Here is a 17217-nt window from a genome sequence, read left to right as displayed (position 1 = left end):
CGATCAGGTTTTCGCCGCAGCCGCCCTGCTCTCCTGTGCTGCGGCTGCACCCAGGCTGTTGCGCAGTGCGGCAATGCGCGCCATCGCGGCGTCCTTGTTGCTCGTCTTGGGCTGGCCGGTCTGCATTTCGCCGATGAAGCGGCTGGGGCTGCGCCCTGCCGCCCCGCGCCCCTGCTTGCGCTTCTGGCACCAGCTCAGCACCAGGGTCTGGCGCGCCCGGGTCACGCCCACATACATCAGGCGGCGTTCTTCCTCCTGGCTGGCATCGGTCAGCGGGCGGTCATCGGTGAAAAACGGCAGCAGCCCCTCCTCGCAGCCGGCCAGTATCACATGCGGCCACTCCAGCCCCTTGGCGGCGTGCAGGGTGCACAGGGTGACGGCGTCGCGCTGCTCGCCGCGTTCCTGCAACTGGGTGATGAGCGAGATGGTCTGGGCGATCTGCGTCAGACCCACCTTGTCTTCTTCGGCCTTGCGCTCGATCCAGCCGCAGAAGTCGTCCACGTTTTTCCAGCGCTGTTCGGCCTCGCGCGGGTTGTCGCTGTGCTCTTCCAGCCAGGCACGGTAGCCGATGGTCTCCAGCATCTCACGCAGCAGTTCGCCCGCTGGCGCGGTGCGCGCGCGCCATTCGATGTCGTGCAGAAGCCGGCCGAATTCGCGCAGATGGTCGGCAGGCCGCGCGCCCACCGCCGCAGGCATGGAATCGCGGAACAGCGCCTCGAACAGCGACACCTTCCATTGCGCGGCAAAGCTGCCGAGCGCCGCCAGGGTTTGCGGCCCGATGCCCCGGCGCGGCGTGGTGACGGCACGCAGAAAGGCCGGATCGTCGTCGGAATTGGCCAGCAGGCGCAGATAGGCGCAGATGTCCTTGATCTCGGCGCGGTCGAAAAAGCTCTGCCCGCCGCTGACCACATACGGAATGTTGGCGCGACGCAGCGCCTGCTCCAGCGGGCGCGACTGGTGGTTGGCGCGGTACAGCACGGCGATGTGCGCCAGCTCGGCATTGCGGCCGCTGCGCAGCGCCTGGATGCGCGCAGCCACCATCTGCGCCTCCTCGTCTTCGTTCTGCGCGGCGCGCACTTCCACCGCCTCGCCTTCGCCATGCTCGCTCCACAGGCTCTTGGGATAGAGCTTGGGATTGCTCTGGATGATGGCGTTGGCCGCGCGCAGGATGGCGTTGGTCGAGCGGTAGTTCTGCTCGAGCTTGATGACTTCGAGCGTGGGCCAGTCGGTCTGCAGACGCTTGAGGTTGTCCAGCGTCGCGCCGCGCCAGCCGTAGATGCTCTGGTCGTCGTCGCCCACTGCCGTGAAGCGCCCCCTGTCACCGACCAGCAGCCTGAGCAGGTCGTACTGCGCGGCGTTGGTGTCCTGGTATTCGTCCACCAGCAGATAGCGCAGCTTGTCCTGCCAGTGCGCGCGCACGTCGGCGTGCTGCTGCAGCAGGGTCACGGGCAGCCAGATCAGGTCGTCGAAATCGACCGCCTGGTACGCCTGCAGCATGTCGGCGTAGCGGGCGTACACCTTGGCGGCCACGCGCTCGTCGTCGTTCTCGGCCACGCGGGCTGCCGCCTCTGGCGTGAGCATGGCGTTCTTCCACAGGCTGATGGTCCATTGCCAGCGGCGGGCCTGGGCGTTGTCGGTGGTGGCGCCGGCATCGCGCAGCAGGCCGGTCACATCGTCTGCGGCGAGGATGGAAAAATTGGGCTTGAGCCCGAGCGCCGCACCACTTTCACGCAGCATGCGCACGCCCAATGCGTGAAAGGTGGAAATGGCGAGCTTGCTGGCAACGCCGCGCTTGTCCACCAGTTGCGCGGCGCGCTCGCGCATCTCGGCCGCGGCCTTGTTGGTGAAGGTGATCGCGGCAATCTGATCGGGCTCAAGCCCCGCGCGCAGCAACCGAGCGATCTTGTGGGTGATCACCCGGGTCTTGCCACTGCCCGCCCCGGCGATGACGAGGCAAGGCCCGGACAGATGGGCGACAGCACGTTCCTGGGCGGCGTTGAGCATGAGACGGTCGATGAGGCAAAGCGAGAAAGTCTAGTCGCAGGCCATTCCCCTCCCAGCCTCCCTCCCCATGGTTGGGGAGCGTTACGGACTGCGATATGGCTCTTCCGCTGGCAGAAACACCTGCTCGGCGCGGGCCTGCGCGTTCCACTTGCCCACCGCCGGATGCGCGGCGATGTCCTGCACATAGCGCCATGCCCAGTCGGGCAGTTCGGGGCGGTAGGTGAGAAAGCGCATGCAGACCGGGGCGTAGAAGGCGTCGGCCAGGCTGAAGGCGCCGAACAGGAAAGGGCCGCCGCTGGACTGCAGGGCACCTTGCCACATGCGCAGGATCTGATCGATGTCGCGTTGCACTGCCGGGTTGAGGCCGTAGCCCGGCAGCTCAGCGCGAATGTTCATCGGCATGTGCTCGCGCAGCGCGCCAAAGCCGCTGTGCATGCTGGCGCACAGGCTGCGCGCCAGGGCGCGGGCGGCGGTGTCGCGAGGCCACAGCGCATGGTGCGGGAACTGCTCGGCAAGATATTCGGAGATGGCCAGGGAATCCCAGACGCGCAGCGCGCCGTGTTCGAGGATGGGCACTCGCGCCACGGGGGACAACCGACCCACCTGCTCTGCGAACTCGGGCGTGTCCAGCCCATGCTGGCGCTCCTCGAAGGGAATGCCGAACGCGGTCATCGCCACCCACGGGCGCATGGACCAGGAGGAGTAATTCTTGTTGCCGATGTGGAGGATGAACATGACGAGCGATTGCGGAAAGGGGCTGTGCCCGCATTCTCACGCACTGCCGCGCGCCTGCCCATCGCATTGTTTGCATGGCCACCATGCGGGCAGCGCATGCAGGCGCGCAGGTTTCAACGCCCGGCAGTCGCCCGCATCTGGCCGTATTCCGACTCCTGGCATTTCGGGTCGAGATAGGTGGGCGCGATGGCTTCGAGCGACTCGGGATGCGGCACGCCGAGCGCAGGCACGAAGCCGGGCATGGCGCCGCTGCACACGCTGTCGACCTTCATGGAGTCGAGGTTGTCACGGCTCATCAGCGGGGTGCCGGGAGCCAGTTCCATCATCATGGCCTGCAAGCGCCCCAGGACATCGGGCAGGGCGATGACGGCACGGCCACGGCCACCACCCACCCGCGCCCACTTGCCCGACAGACGCACCAGCTCGGCCAGGGTATAGACCTTCGGGCCGCACAGCTCATAGGTTTGTCCAATGGTGTCGCGCGCGTGCGGGCCGACCAGGCTGTTGAAAAACGCCGTGACCACATCGGCCACGTACACCGGCGCGAACCGCGTGCCCGCCCCGGCCAGCGGCACCACTGGAAACACCCGCTGCAGGCTGGCGAAGGTGTTGAGGAAATTGTCTCCCGGACCAAACACCACCGAGGGACGGAACAGGGTGAGGTCCAGCCCCGGCTGCGCACGCAGCGCCGCTTCGCCCGCGCCCTTGGAGCGCAGGTACATGGACGGGCCGTCGACATCGGCGCCGAGCGCGCTCATGTGCACCACGCGGCGCACGCCGTGCTGCGCACAGGCCGCGGCGATGCGGCGCGGCAGATCGACGTGCGCGCGGGCGAAGTCCGGGCCATACGGGGTGCCGCGCCGCCCCTGCAGGATGCCCACGAGGTTGACCACCGCATCGCGCCCGGCCACCAGCCGCGACAGCGTGGCGTCGTCGTGGACATTGGCCTCGACCACATCGACCAGCGGCAACTGCACCAGATGGCGCGCGCGCTGGCGGCGGCGGGTGGGCACGGTGACGAAGTGATTGCCCAGAGACAGGGCATTGACCAGGCGGCTGCCGATGAAACCGCTGCCGCCGATGACGAGGATGTTGTGTTGCATGAGGGCTTCCGTAAAGAATCAGCGCTGGTTGCTCGCCAGCATCGCATCCGCCGAACCCACATCGCCCAGCCGCGCCCTGAGCGACTGCGGCTTGCCGCTGAGGATGGCGGCGTACACCGTGGCATTGGCCAGCACGCGCTTGACGTAATCGCGGGTTTCGGGAATGGGGATGTTCTCGGCGAAGATGGCACCGGGCAGCAGCGGCTGGTCGGGCTGGCCCATGTTGCGCCAGCGCAGCGGCCGCCCCGGCCCGGCGTTGTAACCCGCTGCCGCCAGCGCCTCGGAGCCGCCAAACTGCTGCAGCAGGCCGCCGAGGTAGGCGCTGCCGAGTTGCACATTCACCCCGACATCGGCAATCTGGTCGTGGCTGTAGTCGGTGAGGCCGATCTTGCGCGCCACCAGCTTGGCGGTAGCCGGCATGAGCTGCATCAGCCCGGAGGCACCCACCCACGACTTGATGTTGGCGATGAAGCGCGACTCCTGGCGGATCAGGCCGTAGAGAAAGGCTTCGTTCACGTCCTCCGCCTTCGAGGCGCTGGCGATGGCCTCGCGGTAGGGCATGGCGTAGCGCTGGGCGATGTCCACCCCGCCGGTCACGCGCTCGCTGGTGTTGATGCAGCGGTCCCAGAGCTGCTGGCGGCAGGCCAGTTCGGCGGCCGCCTGCATCTGGGAATTGCTCAGGCCGCGCAGCGAGAAGTTCCATTCGCGCACCGCCTCATTGCGCAGGTCGATGCTGAACAGCGCCAGCGAACGCCGCAAGCCCGGACGCTGCGCCTGCTGCGCCACCGCAGCCAGCGGCGCCGGGGGCAGGGAAGCGGGCAGACTCACCTTCATGCCCAGCGCATCGGTGGCGAGCTGGCCGTAGAAATCCCAGGGGTTCGCCACCTCGGCCATCAGCGCGCGGCCTTCGATCGGGTGGCCGAGTTTTTCCAGGGCGCGGGCGTGCCAGTAGGGCCAGGCCAGGTCTTTGTCGCCCTGGTCGATCAGGGTGCGGGTGGCGCTGCGCACCAGCGCCCAGTCCTGCGCGCGCAGCGCAGCACGGGCCTGCCATTCGAGCACAGTGGGCGACGGCACATACGCCGGGTCGGCCTGCCCCATGCGGGCAAACCAGCGGGCGGCATCCGGCTGCAGATTGAGCGCGGCGGCCAGGCCGATGCGCCCCCAGAGCTGCGCCCGGTCGCGCGCAGGCAGTGCGGAGAAATTGTCCTGCAGCAGCCGCGCGGCCTGATCGGGGTCTTGCCGCGCCATGCTCAGCAGCGCCAGCACCAGGTATTGCCGACGGTCGGGGTCTGCAATTGCCGCCTGCGGGCCGCGCCGCACCACGTCGAGCAGATAGCGCACCGCATCGGTGTCGGTCTGCGCCAGAATGCGCCAGCTGCCCGGCGGCAGGAAAGGCGCGAGCAGGTCGCGCGCCTGCTTCGCACGGCCGTCTTCATAGAACCGGCGCATGCGCTGCCAGAGCAGCTCGCGCGGCATGGCGCCATCCCGCAGCAGGGCACTGGCCGCACTGTTGCAGCCCGGGCCGCCGGTGCGCTGATCCATCCACAGCTTGAACACCTGCGCGGTCACGTCGGCATGCTGGGTGACGAACTGGCTCTGCAGGTCGTAGCACTGCACCTGCGGATCGTCGCGCATGAGAAAGTGCGGATAGACGCGGTTGAAATCGTCCCAGTCGCCACGACTGCCCAGTTCGAGCAGCCAGTCGTTGCGCAGGCGGTCGAGCACGTAGGTGTGCGGGTAGGCGCGGGCGAAGGCGTCGAAATCCTGCTGCGTGGCCTTGGTCAAGGTCGGCCGGATCGCCCAGTAGGCCACCCAGGGTTCGAGCAGCGTGCCCTTGAGCTGCGGCAGGGCGTCCAGCGCGGGCTGCGGATCGCCGCGCTGCGAGGCTTTTTGCGCCGCCAGGATGAGCTGCGCCTGATCGGCGGGAATCTGCGGCATCGGCGGCATGACCACCGGCGCTGCGCTGGCGGGTGCAGCCGCAGAATCCGCCACACTGGCGGCCAGCGGAGCAGATGGCGCCAGCGATTGCGCCATCGCCGGAGACGCCGAAAAACCCAGGCCCATCGCCAGCGCCGAACCGACGAAGCGGCGCAAAATACCAGACAGCAACGAATTCATGCTCATAGGACATCAGCTTACCGTGAACCCACCCATTTACGACCCATTGTCCCCTGATCAGCATCAGCATTTACGCGCGGATCTGCGGCGTGAACTGATCAACAGGCGCCAGTCCCTCCCCGACCGGGAGCGGCGCGATGCCGAACTCGCCGCCCGCCTGCTGCAGGTGCTCGACGCGCTGGAGCCCGAAACCCTGGGCGCCTACTGCGCCACCCGCGGCGAGTTCGATCCCTTGCCCACCCTCACGCAATGGGCCGCCGCGCATCCCGAATGCACCCTCGCCCTGCCCCGCGTCACCGAGGCCACGAAACAGATGGAGTTCTTCGTCTGGACACCTGGCGAGCCGCTGCGCCCCGGCCCCTATGGCATTGCCGAACCCACGGGCAGCGTCGCCCTGGCCCCCACCACCCTGCTCGTGCCCTGTGTGGGCTTTGCCGACGTCGGCCTGCGCCTGGGTTACGGCGGCGGCTATTACGACCGCTACCTGGCCGGACGCGAGGAGGTCTACTCCGTGGGCCTGAGCTACGCCTGCTGCGAGTTGCAGCAACTCGACATGCAACCGCACGACCAGCTCATGGATCTGGTGCTCACCGAAGACGGTCTCTACGGCCTGGACGCCATGTCGCTGACCCTGGTCGATTGAAGCCGCCCACCTCCGGCCCGCTGCTCACCGAGGCCGACCTCACCCTCGACCCCAGCGGCCAGCCCGCCAGCGCGCGCTATGGCGACATCTACGCCAGCCGCGCCGGTGCGTTGGGCCAGGCGCGCGCGGTGTACCTGGGCGGCTGCGGCCTGCTCGACACCCCAGCGCGCTGGGCCGGGCGCGCGCAGTTCACCATCCTGGAAACCGGCTTCGGTCTGGGCGTGAATTTTCTCGCCACCTGGGCCGCATGGCGCGCCGATCCACAGCGCTGCAACCGTCTGGACTATGTCAGTCTGGAACTGCACCCGGTGCGCGCGGCCGACCTGCTGGCACACGCCCCACCCGAGCTGAAGGACTTGGCCGCCAAGCTGGCAGCACAATGGCCGCCACCCGTGCGCGGCCTGCATGTCATCCCTCTCGACGACGGCGGCGTGGACGGCATCCTCCCCCGTGGAGGAGGCCGGGAGGGGCATCCGAACGACACGCGCAGCGCCGTTTTCACCTCCCCCACGCGTGGGGGAGGTCGGGAGGGGGACCTGCCCAGCGGCGTCACCCTCTACCTCGCCTTCGGCGATGCCGCCGAACTCGCGCCCAGGCTCCGACTTGCAGCCGACGCCGTCTATCTCGACGGCTTCGCCCCCTCGCGCAATCCGCAGATGTGGACGCCGGCACTGCTGCGCGCCCTGGCCCGCCTGGTCAAACCCGGTGCGCGTGCGGCCAGCTACACCGTGGCGCACGCCGTGCAACACGGGCTGGAGCAGGCCGGGTTCGACGTGGCGCTGCTCCCGGGCTGGGGCGGCAAGCGGCAGCGGCTGCAGGCCACCTTCCATCCGCGCTGGAAACGCACCCGCCACACCCTGCCCACCGCCTGGCCCACGGCGCAGCCGCGCCACGCCGTGGTCATCGGCGCCGGGGTCAGCGGCGCGGCCTGCGCCCATGCCCTGGCGCAGCGCGGCTGGTCGGTCGAGGTCCTCGAAGCCAGTCCGCGTCCGGCGGGCGGCGGCTCGGCCATGCCCGCAGGTCTGGCCCATCTGCAGCCCTCGGCAGACGACAATCTGCTGTCGCGCCTGACCCGCGCCGGCATGGCCGCGCTGCGCCGCGCATTGCCGCCACACGCGCACGATCTCGCACGGTTCTGCCCCGCCCTGCTCACCCCGGCCGACGCCGCCGAAGCCCAGCGCATGGACGACTGGCGCCACAGCGTGCACCTGCCGCGCCACATGGCGCACAGCAGCGACACAGGCTGGCAGGTGGACAGCGCCGTGCTGGCCAACCAGGCCCTGTGCGCCGCGTGGCTGGCGTCGCCGCGCATCACCCTGCACTGCAACGCCCAGGCCGCCACGCTGCAGCACGACGGGAGTGTCTGGACCGTGCGCGATGCCACCGGTCGCACGCTGGCGCGCGCTGCGCAGGTCGTGCTGACCAGCGCCCTGCAAACGCCGCACCTGCTCGCCGCAAGCGGCCTGATTCCGCACCCCGACTGGCTGCCCCTGCACGCCCTGCGCGGCCAGGCGCAGGCCCTGCCCGGGCGGCTGTGGCCCGCGCTGCAGGCTCTTGAGCAGCCCTGGATGGGCCGCGGCTACGTGCTGCGCCTGCCCCCGGCCGCAGTCCGCCTGCTGCAGCCCGCGCCCGATCCGCAGGACGGCGACTGGTTGCTGATCGGCGCCACCTTCGAGACCGACGACAGCCCGCTCACCCCCGAGCAGGCCTGGGCGCACAACCGCGACAGCCTCGCCGCGCTCACTGCGCAGCCGCCGCTGCCCGCGCACACCGATGCCTTGCGCCACTTCGTCGGCACCCGCGCCGCCAGCGCCGACCGCCTGCCCTACTGCGGCACCCTCGCCCATCTCGCTCCGCTGCTGGCCGACCCGCAGCGCGCCGCGGGCAAGCAACTCCACGAACTGCCCCGCCTGCCGGGCCTGGCAGTCTGCGCCGGCATGGGCTCGCGCGGACTCACCCTGGCCGCGCTGCTGGCCGAGGTGCTGGCCGCGCAGATCGAGGGCACCCCGCTGCCGATCGAAACCGATCTGGCTGACGCCCTCGACCCCGCCCGCATCGCGCTGCGGCGGCTGCGGCACGGCCAGCAGGCAACGGTATGCTTGCCTGCGCGCGGCCAGCAAACATCCGACAGCGGACAACAACCGGCCTGAACCGCCTGGAAAATGCACGCGCCCGCCCCGCACGAAAGACACTGCATGCCACCTCAAGACCTGTTCCCCGACCCCTGGCTGATCAACACCTTGCTGGACGAGGGATTCGTCGCCGTGAAGCGGGCCGAGTTGGTTCGGCAGCCCATTCCCTACAGCCTGCAGAGCTGGCTCGACCAGCACTTCGATGCCGAGGCGCTGGCCAGGCGCAACGAGTCCCAGCTGGAAGAGCGCTTCATCGGCCCGCTGCTCGCGCAACTGGGCTGGATCGCCGTTCCCCAGCAGGTCATCACGGTCCAGGGCAAGCAGGCCAAGCCCGACTGGTGCCTCGTGCTCGAACCCGGACAGGACGATGCGCTCGTCGCCAGTCAGGACAACAGGCTGATCACCGCCATCTGCGAGTCCAAGGCCTGGGGCAAGAGGCTCGACACCGGCAAGGCCGACCGCGACCAGAACCCGCACCACCAGTTGCAGGACTACCTGAGCACCCTGCGCGTGCGCTTCGGCTTTCTCACCAACGGACGCTACTGGCGCATCTACGACACCGACAAGATCACTGCGCGAAAAACCTTCATCCAGTTCGATCTCCAGGCCATTTGCGCTCTGGCCGACCCGCTTGAGAAGGCCGAGGCACTGGCGCTGTTTGCCTTTTTCTTTGGCCGCAACACCTACCTGCCGCCTGCCCAGGCGGGGCAGCCCAGCGCGATCGAGCAGGCCATTGCCGAGTCCGCCGACTTCACCCTGGAGGTCGAAGAAAACCTCAAGGCCGTGATCTACGGCTACGCCGGCGAGGACTCGCTGTTTGAAATCATGGGCCGCGCCATTCACCGCGCCAACCCCAGGGCCAGCATGGACAGCGTGTACGAAAACAGCGTGGTGCTGCTGTTCCGGCTGCTGTTCATCGTGTACTTCGAGGACAAGAACCGCGAGCTGCTCGCCCGCCATCCGTTCTACCGGCGCTACAGCCTGGACCACATTTTCCAGAGTCTGCCGAAACAGACCGAAGCACGCAGCACATTGCACGACGGCGTCTACGCCCTCAAGCAACTGTTTGAGATGCTCGACCAGGGCGCGCAGGACATCGACATCCCGCTGTTCAACGGTGGCCTGTTCGACCCCCAGCGCGCGCCCCTTTTGCTGCAGCCCAAGATCTTCGACAACGCCACGCTGCGCACGCTGCTGGAAAAGCTGCTGTTCAAGACCGACCGCGGCACCACCCTGTTCGACACCCGGCGCGACTTCAAGAACATGAGCGTCACCCATCTGGGCCGCATCTACGAAGGCCTGCTGGAGTTCCGTTTCGAGAAGGCGGTGGAGACTGCCGTGTACCTGGAGTACGAGAGCGCCGCCACCAAGGGCAAGACGGTCGAAGCCTATTTCGACGCCTACGACACCGCGCTCATCCGCAAGGAAAAGGGCTTTCGGGCGCTGCGCGAAATCAGCGTGAAAAAGGGCGACGTCTACCTCAAGAGCGCCAGCAACTCGCGCAAGACATCGGCCAGCTACTACACCCCGACCTCGCTCTCGCAGCCGTTGGTGAAGGCCGCTGTGGATCAGGCTCTTGCCCGTGTCGGCCATCAGGGCAAGGCCTTGATGGACCTGAAGCTGCTCGACAACGCCTGCGGCAGCGGCCACTTTTTGGTAGAGGCGCTCAACTATCTCACCGACCTGGCGCTGGACCGGCTCGACACCGACGCCGACCTGCGCCAGCTCGTCGACCACGAAAGAGCCAAGATCGCCGAACAGCTCCAGTTCCTGAACCTCGACTACGAACCCGACGACGCGCAGATCCTGAAGCGCGCCCTGCTCAAGCGCTGCATCTTCGGCGTCGATCTCAACCCCTTCGCCGTCGAACTGGCGCGCCTGAGTCTGTGGATGGACAGCTTCATTTTCGGCACGCCGCTGTCGTTCATCGAGCACCATGTGCAGCACGGCAACGCGCTCATGGGCGCCAGCGTTCAAGAATTCATCAGCTACAACGCGGTCGAGGTGGCGCAGAACGATTTTTTCGTCGACAACCTCGGCGCCCGCTTCGACGAACTGCGCACCGTCATGCAGGAACTCGACGCCATGCGCGACACCACGGCGCAAGAGGTGGAGCAGTCCAAGGCGCTGTGGAAGAGCAGCATTGCGCCCAAGCTCCACCTGCTGTCGCGCGCGCTCAGCTTCATCTGCGCCCGCCGCGTGCTGCTGGCCGAAGGCAACAAGGCCGCCTGCGAGGCGCTGAGCAAGACACCCAACCTGCTCGGCGAGTTGTTCGACGACAGCAAGACCCGAACCGCCGCGCTGCGCCAGGTGGAAGCCTGCGCGCAGAAGTACCACTTCTTTCACTACGAAGTGGCCTTCCCCGAAGCCTTTGCCGGCGAGCGCAAGGGCTTCGACATCATCGTGGGCAACCCGCCCTGGGACAAGACCAAGTTCGCCGACACCGACTTTTTCCCGCAGTACCACAGCAACTACCGCAGCCTGAAAAATTCGGAGAAGGCCGCCGTGCAGGCGCGCCTGCTGGAAAGCCCGCACATCGCCGACGCCTACCGCAGCGCACTTGCCTTTCACGACGCGGCCAACGCCTACTACCGGGACAAGGCGGTGTTTCCACTCAACAAGGGCCTGGGCGACGGCAATCTGTTCCGCCTGTTCGTCGAGCGCAACCTCGGGCTGCTGCGGCCCGGCGGCAACCTCAGCTATGTGCTGCCCAGCGCGCTGATGTTCGAGGAAGGTTCCACCGGCCTGCGCAAGCACATCTTCACGCAGGGCCAGTTGCGGTTTTTCTACAGCTTCGAGAACCGCAAACCCATCTTTCCGGATGTGGATGCGCGCTACAAATTCGCCATGATGCAGGTGGTCAACACCCCGCCCGACGCCGACACGCCGCCCATCGACACCGCCTTCTATGTGCTCGACGCCGCCGATCTGCAGCGGCCCGACACCCATGTGGCCTATCCCCTGTCCACGCTGAAGGCCCTGTCGCCCGAGCACTGGGCCTTGCTGGAACTGCGCGACGGCACCGACCTGCCCATCCTGCAAAAGTGCTACAGCGCCTTTCCCGCGCTGTCGGCCGAGTGGCTGGACTTCCGCCGCGAGCTGCACATGACCGATGACAAGGACTTGTTCATCGAGCAGCCCGCGCCCGGCCTGCTGCCGCTTTTTGAGGGCAAGATGATCTGGCAGTACAGCCATGTGTTCGAGCAGCCGCAATACTGGCTCGACCCCGCCGCGTTCGATGCGCGGATGCAGAGCAAGGAAATGCACCGCATGGCGCAAGACCTGGGGCTACCGATGGCCGAGGTGGAAAAGCACTCCGCAGGCATACGCTACGACAGGGAATATGTCCGGCTGGCGTTCCGCTCCGTTGCCAGCGACACGAATGAACGCACCCTGATTTTCAGTCTGCTGCCCCGCGGCGTGGGGCTGGGCCATTCCCTGTTCGCGAATGCCACCAAGCACTATCGCATCGCGGCCGACGGCTCACTGGCAGCACAGCCGGTATCTCCTTTGCGACTGCTGCTGGCGCTGGCCTGGTTCAACAGCCTTCCGCTGGACTGGATGGCCCGGTTCATGATTCAGATCAACGTCAGCCTGACCTACCTCTACCGCCTGCCCATGCCGCAACCCAGCGACGCCGACATTCTGGCCAACGCCGACTACACCGCGCTCGCCAGAAACGCCCTGCTGCTGACCCTGGCATCCAACTGGGACGACTTCGCCGAACTGGCGCCGCTGTTCCAGGTGCAAAGGCAGCATGTGCCGCGCACCGCCAAGGCGCAGGACACGCTGCGCGCCGAGAACGACAAAATCGTGGCGCGGCTGTATGGCATCACTCCGGCAGAGTTTTCTCACTTGCTGAGCAGTTTCAAGGGCATGGCGGCCAAACGGCCTGAATACATCGCCTTGCTGCAGCAAGGTTGACCGCCCCGGGGGCATCCCGACTGGACAGCGTGCCGGTCGATTTGTAAAGTGGCCAGCACAATCCACCCCTGGGAGGCCGCCATGCTCGGTGCCGATGTCAGCCCTGCGCAGTACGCCAGCCTGTTGCAGCGCGCCGCGCAGGGCGATGCGCGCTGGCTGCAGTTCGACGCAGACGCCCTGCGCAGCCACTACAACCGCCGGCCCTTCCTGCTGCAGCACCGGCTGCAGGAGCATCCGCTGTTCGACATCGCCCCGCTGTTCGATCTGGCGCAGCGCCTGCCCGCGCAGCAGGTCAAGTTCCGCCGTGGCGACATCGCGCCCGATGCCGACTTCGACGCCACGTTCAAGCCCCCGCAGGATGCGCTCACCCTGCCGCACCTGCTGGCGCACTTCGAGCCGCTGCACGGCTACATCTGCATCAACAACCCCGAGAAGGACGCGCAGTACCGCCCGCAAATCGAGGCACTGCTGGCCGAGATCGCCGCGCACATCCACCCGCTGGACCCGCACATCACCTGGTATTCGACCTATGTGTTCATCTCGGCGCAGGGCGCGGTCACGCCGTATCACATGGACCGGGAGATGAACTTTCTGCTGCAGATTCGCGGCGAAAAGACCGCCGATCTGTGGAGCCAGGACGACCCGGTCATCCTGCGTCCGTGGCAGAAGGACCGCCTGCTGGCCTACGAGGGCGCGCGCCCGCCGTACAAGCCGGAGTTCGAAGCGCGCGCCCAGCACTTTGCGCTGCGCCCGGGCCTGGGGGTGCATCACCCGTTCATCGCACCGCACCGGGTGTGGACACATTCCGATCTGTCGATCTCGCTGGCGTTCACCTTCCGCACCCGGCAGTCCGACCGACTCACCGCCGCGCATCAGTTCAACGCCCGGCTGCGCCGCCTCGGCCTGCAGAACCCCAAGCCGGTCGGCGAAAGCGCCTGGGTGGACGCCGCCAAGGCGCAGGCGCTGCATGCATTGCAGCGCCTGCGCCGCCCGCTGCACGCGGCGCAGCACTGATCACACGCGGATGGAAATGGCCTGCCACGCTGCGAACTGACCCGCAAGCCAGTCGAGCATGGCCTGCACCTCCGGGCGCTGCCGTGCGCCGGCGCGCACCGCGAGGTAGTAGCCATACCCGGCATCGACCCGGCGCCCGACCGGGGCGATCAGCGCGCCGGTGGCCAGCAGGTCGCGGATCAGGCCGATCTGCCCCATCGCCACACCCTGCCCGGCCACCGCAGCCTGAATGACCTGGTAGGTGTAGTTGAACCGCAGCCAGCGCTGCGGCTCGGGCTGCGGCAGGCCCAGACCGGCATACCAGCCGCCCCAGGACAGCGCCTGCATATTGGCGCGGGCAATGGGCGGCGCGCTGTGGATGCGCACATCGTCGATCCACACACAGCGCGGCAGATCGTCCAGCGCCCTCGGCGCGCGCCCGGCCTGCGCCAGCGCGGGGCTGCATACCGGGGTGATTTCCTCGCCGAACAGAAAGGTGGTGTGCTTGGCGTGCGCCAGCGGGTTGTCGTTGCGCAGGCGGCGAATGGCAATGTCCAGCGCGCCGCTGTCCATGTCGCTGAGGTTGTCGAAGGTCTCGACCGCGATGTCGATGTCCGGGTGCGCGGTCTGAAATTCGCCCAGCCGCGGAATCAGCCACTGGCTGGCGAGCGACGCGAAAGTGGTGAGCCGCACACGCGGACGCCCCTGCCCGGCGCGCAGGCCGTCCACCGCCGTGTCCAGGCTGTGCAGCGCCTGCCGCACCACAGCGGCGAACTGCTCGCCCGCGGGCGACAGGCGCACGCGCGGGCCTTCGCGCACGAACAGCGGCACACCCACGCTGGCTTCGAGGGTCTGAATCTGGCGGCTGAGCGCCGATTGCGTCAGCGCCAGCGCATCGGCCGCGGCGGTGAAGCTGCCCAGCCGCGCCGCGGCCTCGAAGCCGCGCAGATGACTGGTGTCGAGCTGGCGACTGCGGGGCGGACGCGCGGCGGTAGGCACTGTGCCACGTCCGCTCGAATCATCTGTTTTTTGCATGATGAGGCTTCCGATCTTGCGCTGTTGCAGCAGCTGGATACTGCCTAGACTGAACCCAAGAAACGCCGCATGCAGCCAACTTCGCGAACTGGCACGGCGTTCTCTTGATGCGTTTTCAACATGCTATCGGAGCCCATGATGTCGCATACCCAGGTTTCACTCCAACGTCAGTGGATCGATCTGCAGCCCGACGACACGCTGATCCTGCACCGCGCAGCGGGGCAGGTCTTGCAGCTGCACGGCACGCCGTCCGCACCGCAACAGACGATCCGGGTCTGGCTCACCGAACAAGGGCAGCGTGAGGACGTGTTTCTGCAGCCCGGAGACAGCTACCGCATCCGCGGCGCGGGCCGGGTGGTGGTCACGCTGTGGAGTGGCGCTGGGGCACGGCTGCGGCTGGTGGACGGCGCGGTGCGGGCGGCAGCGCCTCAGCCCACGGCGAACAGATCGCGCTCCATCCAGTCGGCCAGCGCATGCGCCACGGCGTGAGGCGCTTCGGCCATGAGGCTGTGGCCGCAGTCGAGCAGCACGGTGCGGCTGCCCGGCAGCGCCTCGCGCAGGCTGGCCGCGCCCGCAGGCGGGGTCATGCGATCGTGCTCGCCGAGCAGGAACAACGTTGGCCCGCCCCATTGCCGCGCGGCACTTTCGCCCCCGTCGTAACGATCGCACGCGCGCAGATCGCTGGCGAGCACACTGCCCTCGGCCCAGTTGGCCTGCTGCCGCAGCAAACACGCACGGTAGCTTTCGGGAGATTGAAATCCGGGAATCGGCGCGAAGGGCTCGGCCTGCGCGTAAGACCACCGCACCACGTTGTCGATCGCCTCCTCGGGTTCGGCCTCCGCCTGGGCAAGCAGCCGCTTGGACACCCGCATGGGGAAAGCCGTGCCCAGCAGCGCGAGGCCGCGCACCTGCGCCGGACGCTGCCCCGCTGCGTGCAGCGCAACGAGTGAGCCCATGCTGTGCCCGGCCAGTACCACCGGCCCGGTCTGGCGGGCGTCGAGCTGGCGCCACACCCAGTCGGACAGGGCTTCGATACTGGGCAAGGGCGGCGCGGCCGTGGCGCCATGCGCCGGAAACTCCAGTGCGAGCGTGGTCCAGCCGCGCCGCGCCAGCCACTCGGTCTGCGCGTCCCACACACTGGCATCACCTCCCGCGCCATGCAGCAGCACCAGCGGCGTGGTTGGCGGGCTGAAAACGGACATGACCTCATCTCCCTGAAAAATCGGCTGCGCAGGCGCAATCCCTGCGGGAATTTCCTCTGGCCTGCGCAGGGTGCGCTGACTATAGTTCGTTCACTAAAAATCCGAGGAGAACCCCATGAAAGTCAGCGATATTCTGCGCGTCAAGGGCCATGTGCTGTTCACCGTTGCGCCGCAGACCAGTCTGCTGCAGGCGGTGCAGACCATGGCGCAGCACGACATCGGCTCCCTGGTGGTCATGGAGCAGGGCAAGCTCGTGGGTCTGCTGACCTTTTCCGAGGTGATGGCCGCCGTCGCCGAGGGCCAGGGCACGCTGGGCGCGCACACCGTGGCCGAGCGCATGCAGACGCATTACGAAGTCTGCGGCCCCGACACCACCCTCGACACCCTGCGCCGCACCATGCTCGATGCCGGGGTGCGCTACATCCCGGTGATGCAGGACGGCACGCTGCTGGGCGTGATTTCCTTTCACGACGTGGCGCAGGCCGTGGTGCGCGAACAAGACTTTGAAAACCAGATGCTCAAGGCCTACATCCGCGACTGGCCGGAAGATGAAGGCTTGCCCGACACCACGGCGCCGGTGGCCGCCTCCGCTTCTGCACGCAGCTGATCCCGTCCCGCAGGGCATCGGCGGGTAGCATTCGGGGAGCGGCGGTCTTTCCCGCCGCGCTCGATGCTCCCTTCATGCCCACCCTGCTCTACCTCCACGGTTTTCGCTCCTCGCCGCAGTCGGCCAAGGCGCGCGCCACCGCGCAGCGCGTGGAGCAGATCAACCGGCAGCGGGCCGCGTCGGGCCAACCGCAGATCCGATGGCTGTGCCCGCAGCTTCCGCCCTCGCCGCGCGAGGCCATGCAGATGTGCGAAGACTTGCTGGGCAACACGCCGGGCGAGGCCTTGCGTCTCATCGGCAGTTCGCTCGGCGGGTTTTACGCCACCTATCTCGCGCACACTTTTGGCGCGCGCGCTGCGCTGCTCAACCCCGCCGTCGATCCGGCGCGCGATCTGCGCGGGCAGATCGGCACGCTGGCGGCCTGGCACGACCCGGCGCTGCAGTTCGACTTCACCGCGGCCCATGTCGAGGAGCTTCACGCGCTGGAAGTCGGCAATCTGCGGGAACCCGTCCCGAACCCGCAACAGTATTTTGTGATCATCGCCCAGGGTGACGAGGTGCTCGACTGGCACGAGATGGCCGCGCGCTACCGTGGTGCGCAGTGCACCGTGCTGCCCGGCGGCAACCACGCGCTGTCCGACTATGCCCAGCAGCATCTCGACCCCGTGCTGCGCTGGTGCCTGGGCACCGCGCCCCGATCCACCTGATCCACTTTTTCAAG

At 67.7% G+C, this 17217-nt stretch carries 13 protein-coding genes; 7 read left to right on the top strand and 6 right to left on the bottom strand.

Going from position 1 to position 17217, the window contains the following annotated elements; translation table 11 throughout:
* Positions 1 to 3: 3 nt before the first annotated feature.
* The 4 genes from AC1ZQA_RS03440 to AC1ZQA_RS03425 all read right to left on the bottom strand — a co-directional run bounded on the left by AC1ZQA_RS03440 (position 4) and on the right by AC1ZQA_RS03425 (position 5966).
* Positions 4 to 2004, bottom strand: a complete 2001-nt coding sequence (locus tag AC1ZQA_RS03440; RefSeq protein ID WP_482678435.1) for an ATP-dependent helicase — start codon at positions 2002 to 2004, stop codon at positions 4 to 6.
* An 81-nt stretch (positions 2005 to 2085) separates the two neighbouring features.
* Complete coding sequence (locus AC1ZQA_RS03435; protein WP_482678434.1) at positions 2086 to 2739, bottom strand: glutathione S-transferase family protein; 654 nt, start codon at positions 2737 to 2739, stop codon at positions 2086 to 2088.
* A 113-nt stretch (positions 2740 to 2852) separates the two neighbouring features.
* A complete protein-coding gene (locus AC1ZQA_RS03430) occupies positions 2853 to 3842 on the bottom strand; it encodes a complex I NDUFA9 subunit family protein (protein WP_482678433.1) in 990 nt (329 codons plus the stop codon).
* An 18-nt stretch (positions 3843 to 3860) separates the two neighbouring features.
* On the bottom strand, positions 3861 to 5966 hold the full coding sequence (locus tag AC1ZQA_RS03425) for a lytic transglycosylase domain-containing protein (protein WP_482678432.1): 2106 nt from the start codon (positions 5964 to 5966) through the stop codon (positions 3861 to 3863).
* Positions 5967 to 5982: 16 nt separating this feature from the next.
* Here AC1ZQA_RS03425 and AC1ZQA_RS03420 point away from each other — a divergent pair, with 16 nt between their 5' ends.
* The 4 genes from AC1ZQA_RS03420 to AC1ZQA_RS03405 all read left to right on the top strand — a co-directional run bounded on the left by AC1ZQA_RS03420 (position 5983) and on the right by AC1ZQA_RS03405 (position 13673).
* The gene (locus tag AC1ZQA_RS03420; RefSeq protein WP_482678431.1) at positions 5983 to 6603 is read left to right on the top strand and encodes a 5-formyltetrahydrofolate cyclo-ligase; all 621 of its coding nucleotides are present in this window, start codon (positions 5983 to 5985) and stop codon (positions 6601 to 6603) included.
* Positions 6600 to 8753 (top strand): FAD-dependent 5-carboxymethylaminomethyl-2-thiouridine(34) oxidoreductase MnmC1, encoded by a 2154-nt coding sequence (gene mnmC1, locus AC1ZQA_RS03415; RefSeq protein ID WP_482678430.1) that lies wholly within the window; start codon positions 6600 to 6602, stop codon positions 8751 to 8753. The genes AC1ZQA_RS03420 and mnmC1 overlap by 4 nt, the downstream gene beginning before the upstream one ends.
* Before the next feature lie 45 nt (positions 8754 to 8798).
* The gene (locus AC1ZQA_RS03410) at positions 8799 to 12659 is read left to right on the top strand and encodes an Eco57I restriction-modification methylase domain-containing protein (RefSeq protein WP_482678429.1); all 3861 of its coding nucleotides are present in this window, start codon (positions 8799 to 8801) and stop codon (positions 12657 to 12659) included.
* An 81-nt stretch (positions 12660 to 12740) separates the two neighbouring features.
* The gene (locus tag AC1ZQA_RS03405) at positions 12741 to 13673 is read left to right on the top strand and encodes a transcription factor jumonji JmjC domain-containing protein (RefSeq protein WP_482678428.1); all 933 of its coding nucleotides are present in this window, start codon (positions 12741 to 12743) and stop codon (positions 13671 to 13673) included.
* Here the strand turns inward: AC1ZQA_RS03405 and AC1ZQA_RS03400 are convergent, their stop codons facing one another.
* Positions 13674 to 14687, bottom strand: a complete 1014-nt coding sequence (locus AC1ZQA_RS03400; protein WP_482678427.1) for a LysR substrate-binding domain-containing protein — start codon at positions 14685 to 14687, stop codon at positions 13674 to 13676.
* Between the two features lie 135 nt (positions 14688 to 14822).
* On the opposite strand from AC1ZQA_RS03400, the gene AC1ZQA_RS03395 reads away from it, so the two are divergent.
* Complete coding sequence (locus tag AC1ZQA_RS03395; RefSeq protein WP_482678426.1) at positions 14823 to 15176, top strand: DUF2917 domain-containing protein; 354 nt, start codon at positions 14823 to 14825, stop codon at positions 15174 to 15176.
* On the opposite strand, the gene AC1ZQA_RS03390 is transcribed toward AC1ZQA_RS03395, so the two are convergent.
* The gene (locus AC1ZQA_RS03390) at positions 15116 to 15889 is read right to left on the bottom strand and encodes an alpha/beta fold hydrolase (RefSeq protein WP_482678425.1); all 774 of its coding nucleotides are present in this window, start codon (positions 15887 to 15889) and stop codon (positions 15116 to 15118) included. The genes AC1ZQA_RS03395 and AC1ZQA_RS03390 overlap by 61 nt on opposite strands.
* A 115-nt stretch (positions 15890 to 16004) precedes the next feature.
* On the opposite strand from AC1ZQA_RS03390, the gene AC1ZQA_RS03385 reads away from it, so the two are divergent.
* On the top strand, positions 16005 to 16496 hold the full coding sequence (locus AC1ZQA_RS03385; protein ID WP_482678424.1) for a CBS domain-containing protein: 492 nt from the start codon (positions 16005 to 16007) through the stop codon (positions 16494 to 16496).
* Between the two features lie 74 nt (positions 16497 to 16570).
* Entirely contained in the window at positions 16571 to 17203 is a 633-nt protein-coding gene (locus AC1ZQA_RS03380) for a YqiA/YcfP family alpha/beta fold hydrolase (protein ID WP_482678423.1), read from the top strand.
* Positions 17204 to 17217: the final 14 nt, after the last annotated feature.

This window comes from Thiomonas sp. DCM-2, from assembly GCF_056820905.1.
The sequence above is the reverse complement of the archived record's forward strand: the minus strand, read 5'-3'. Positions and strand labels throughout refer to the sequence as shown.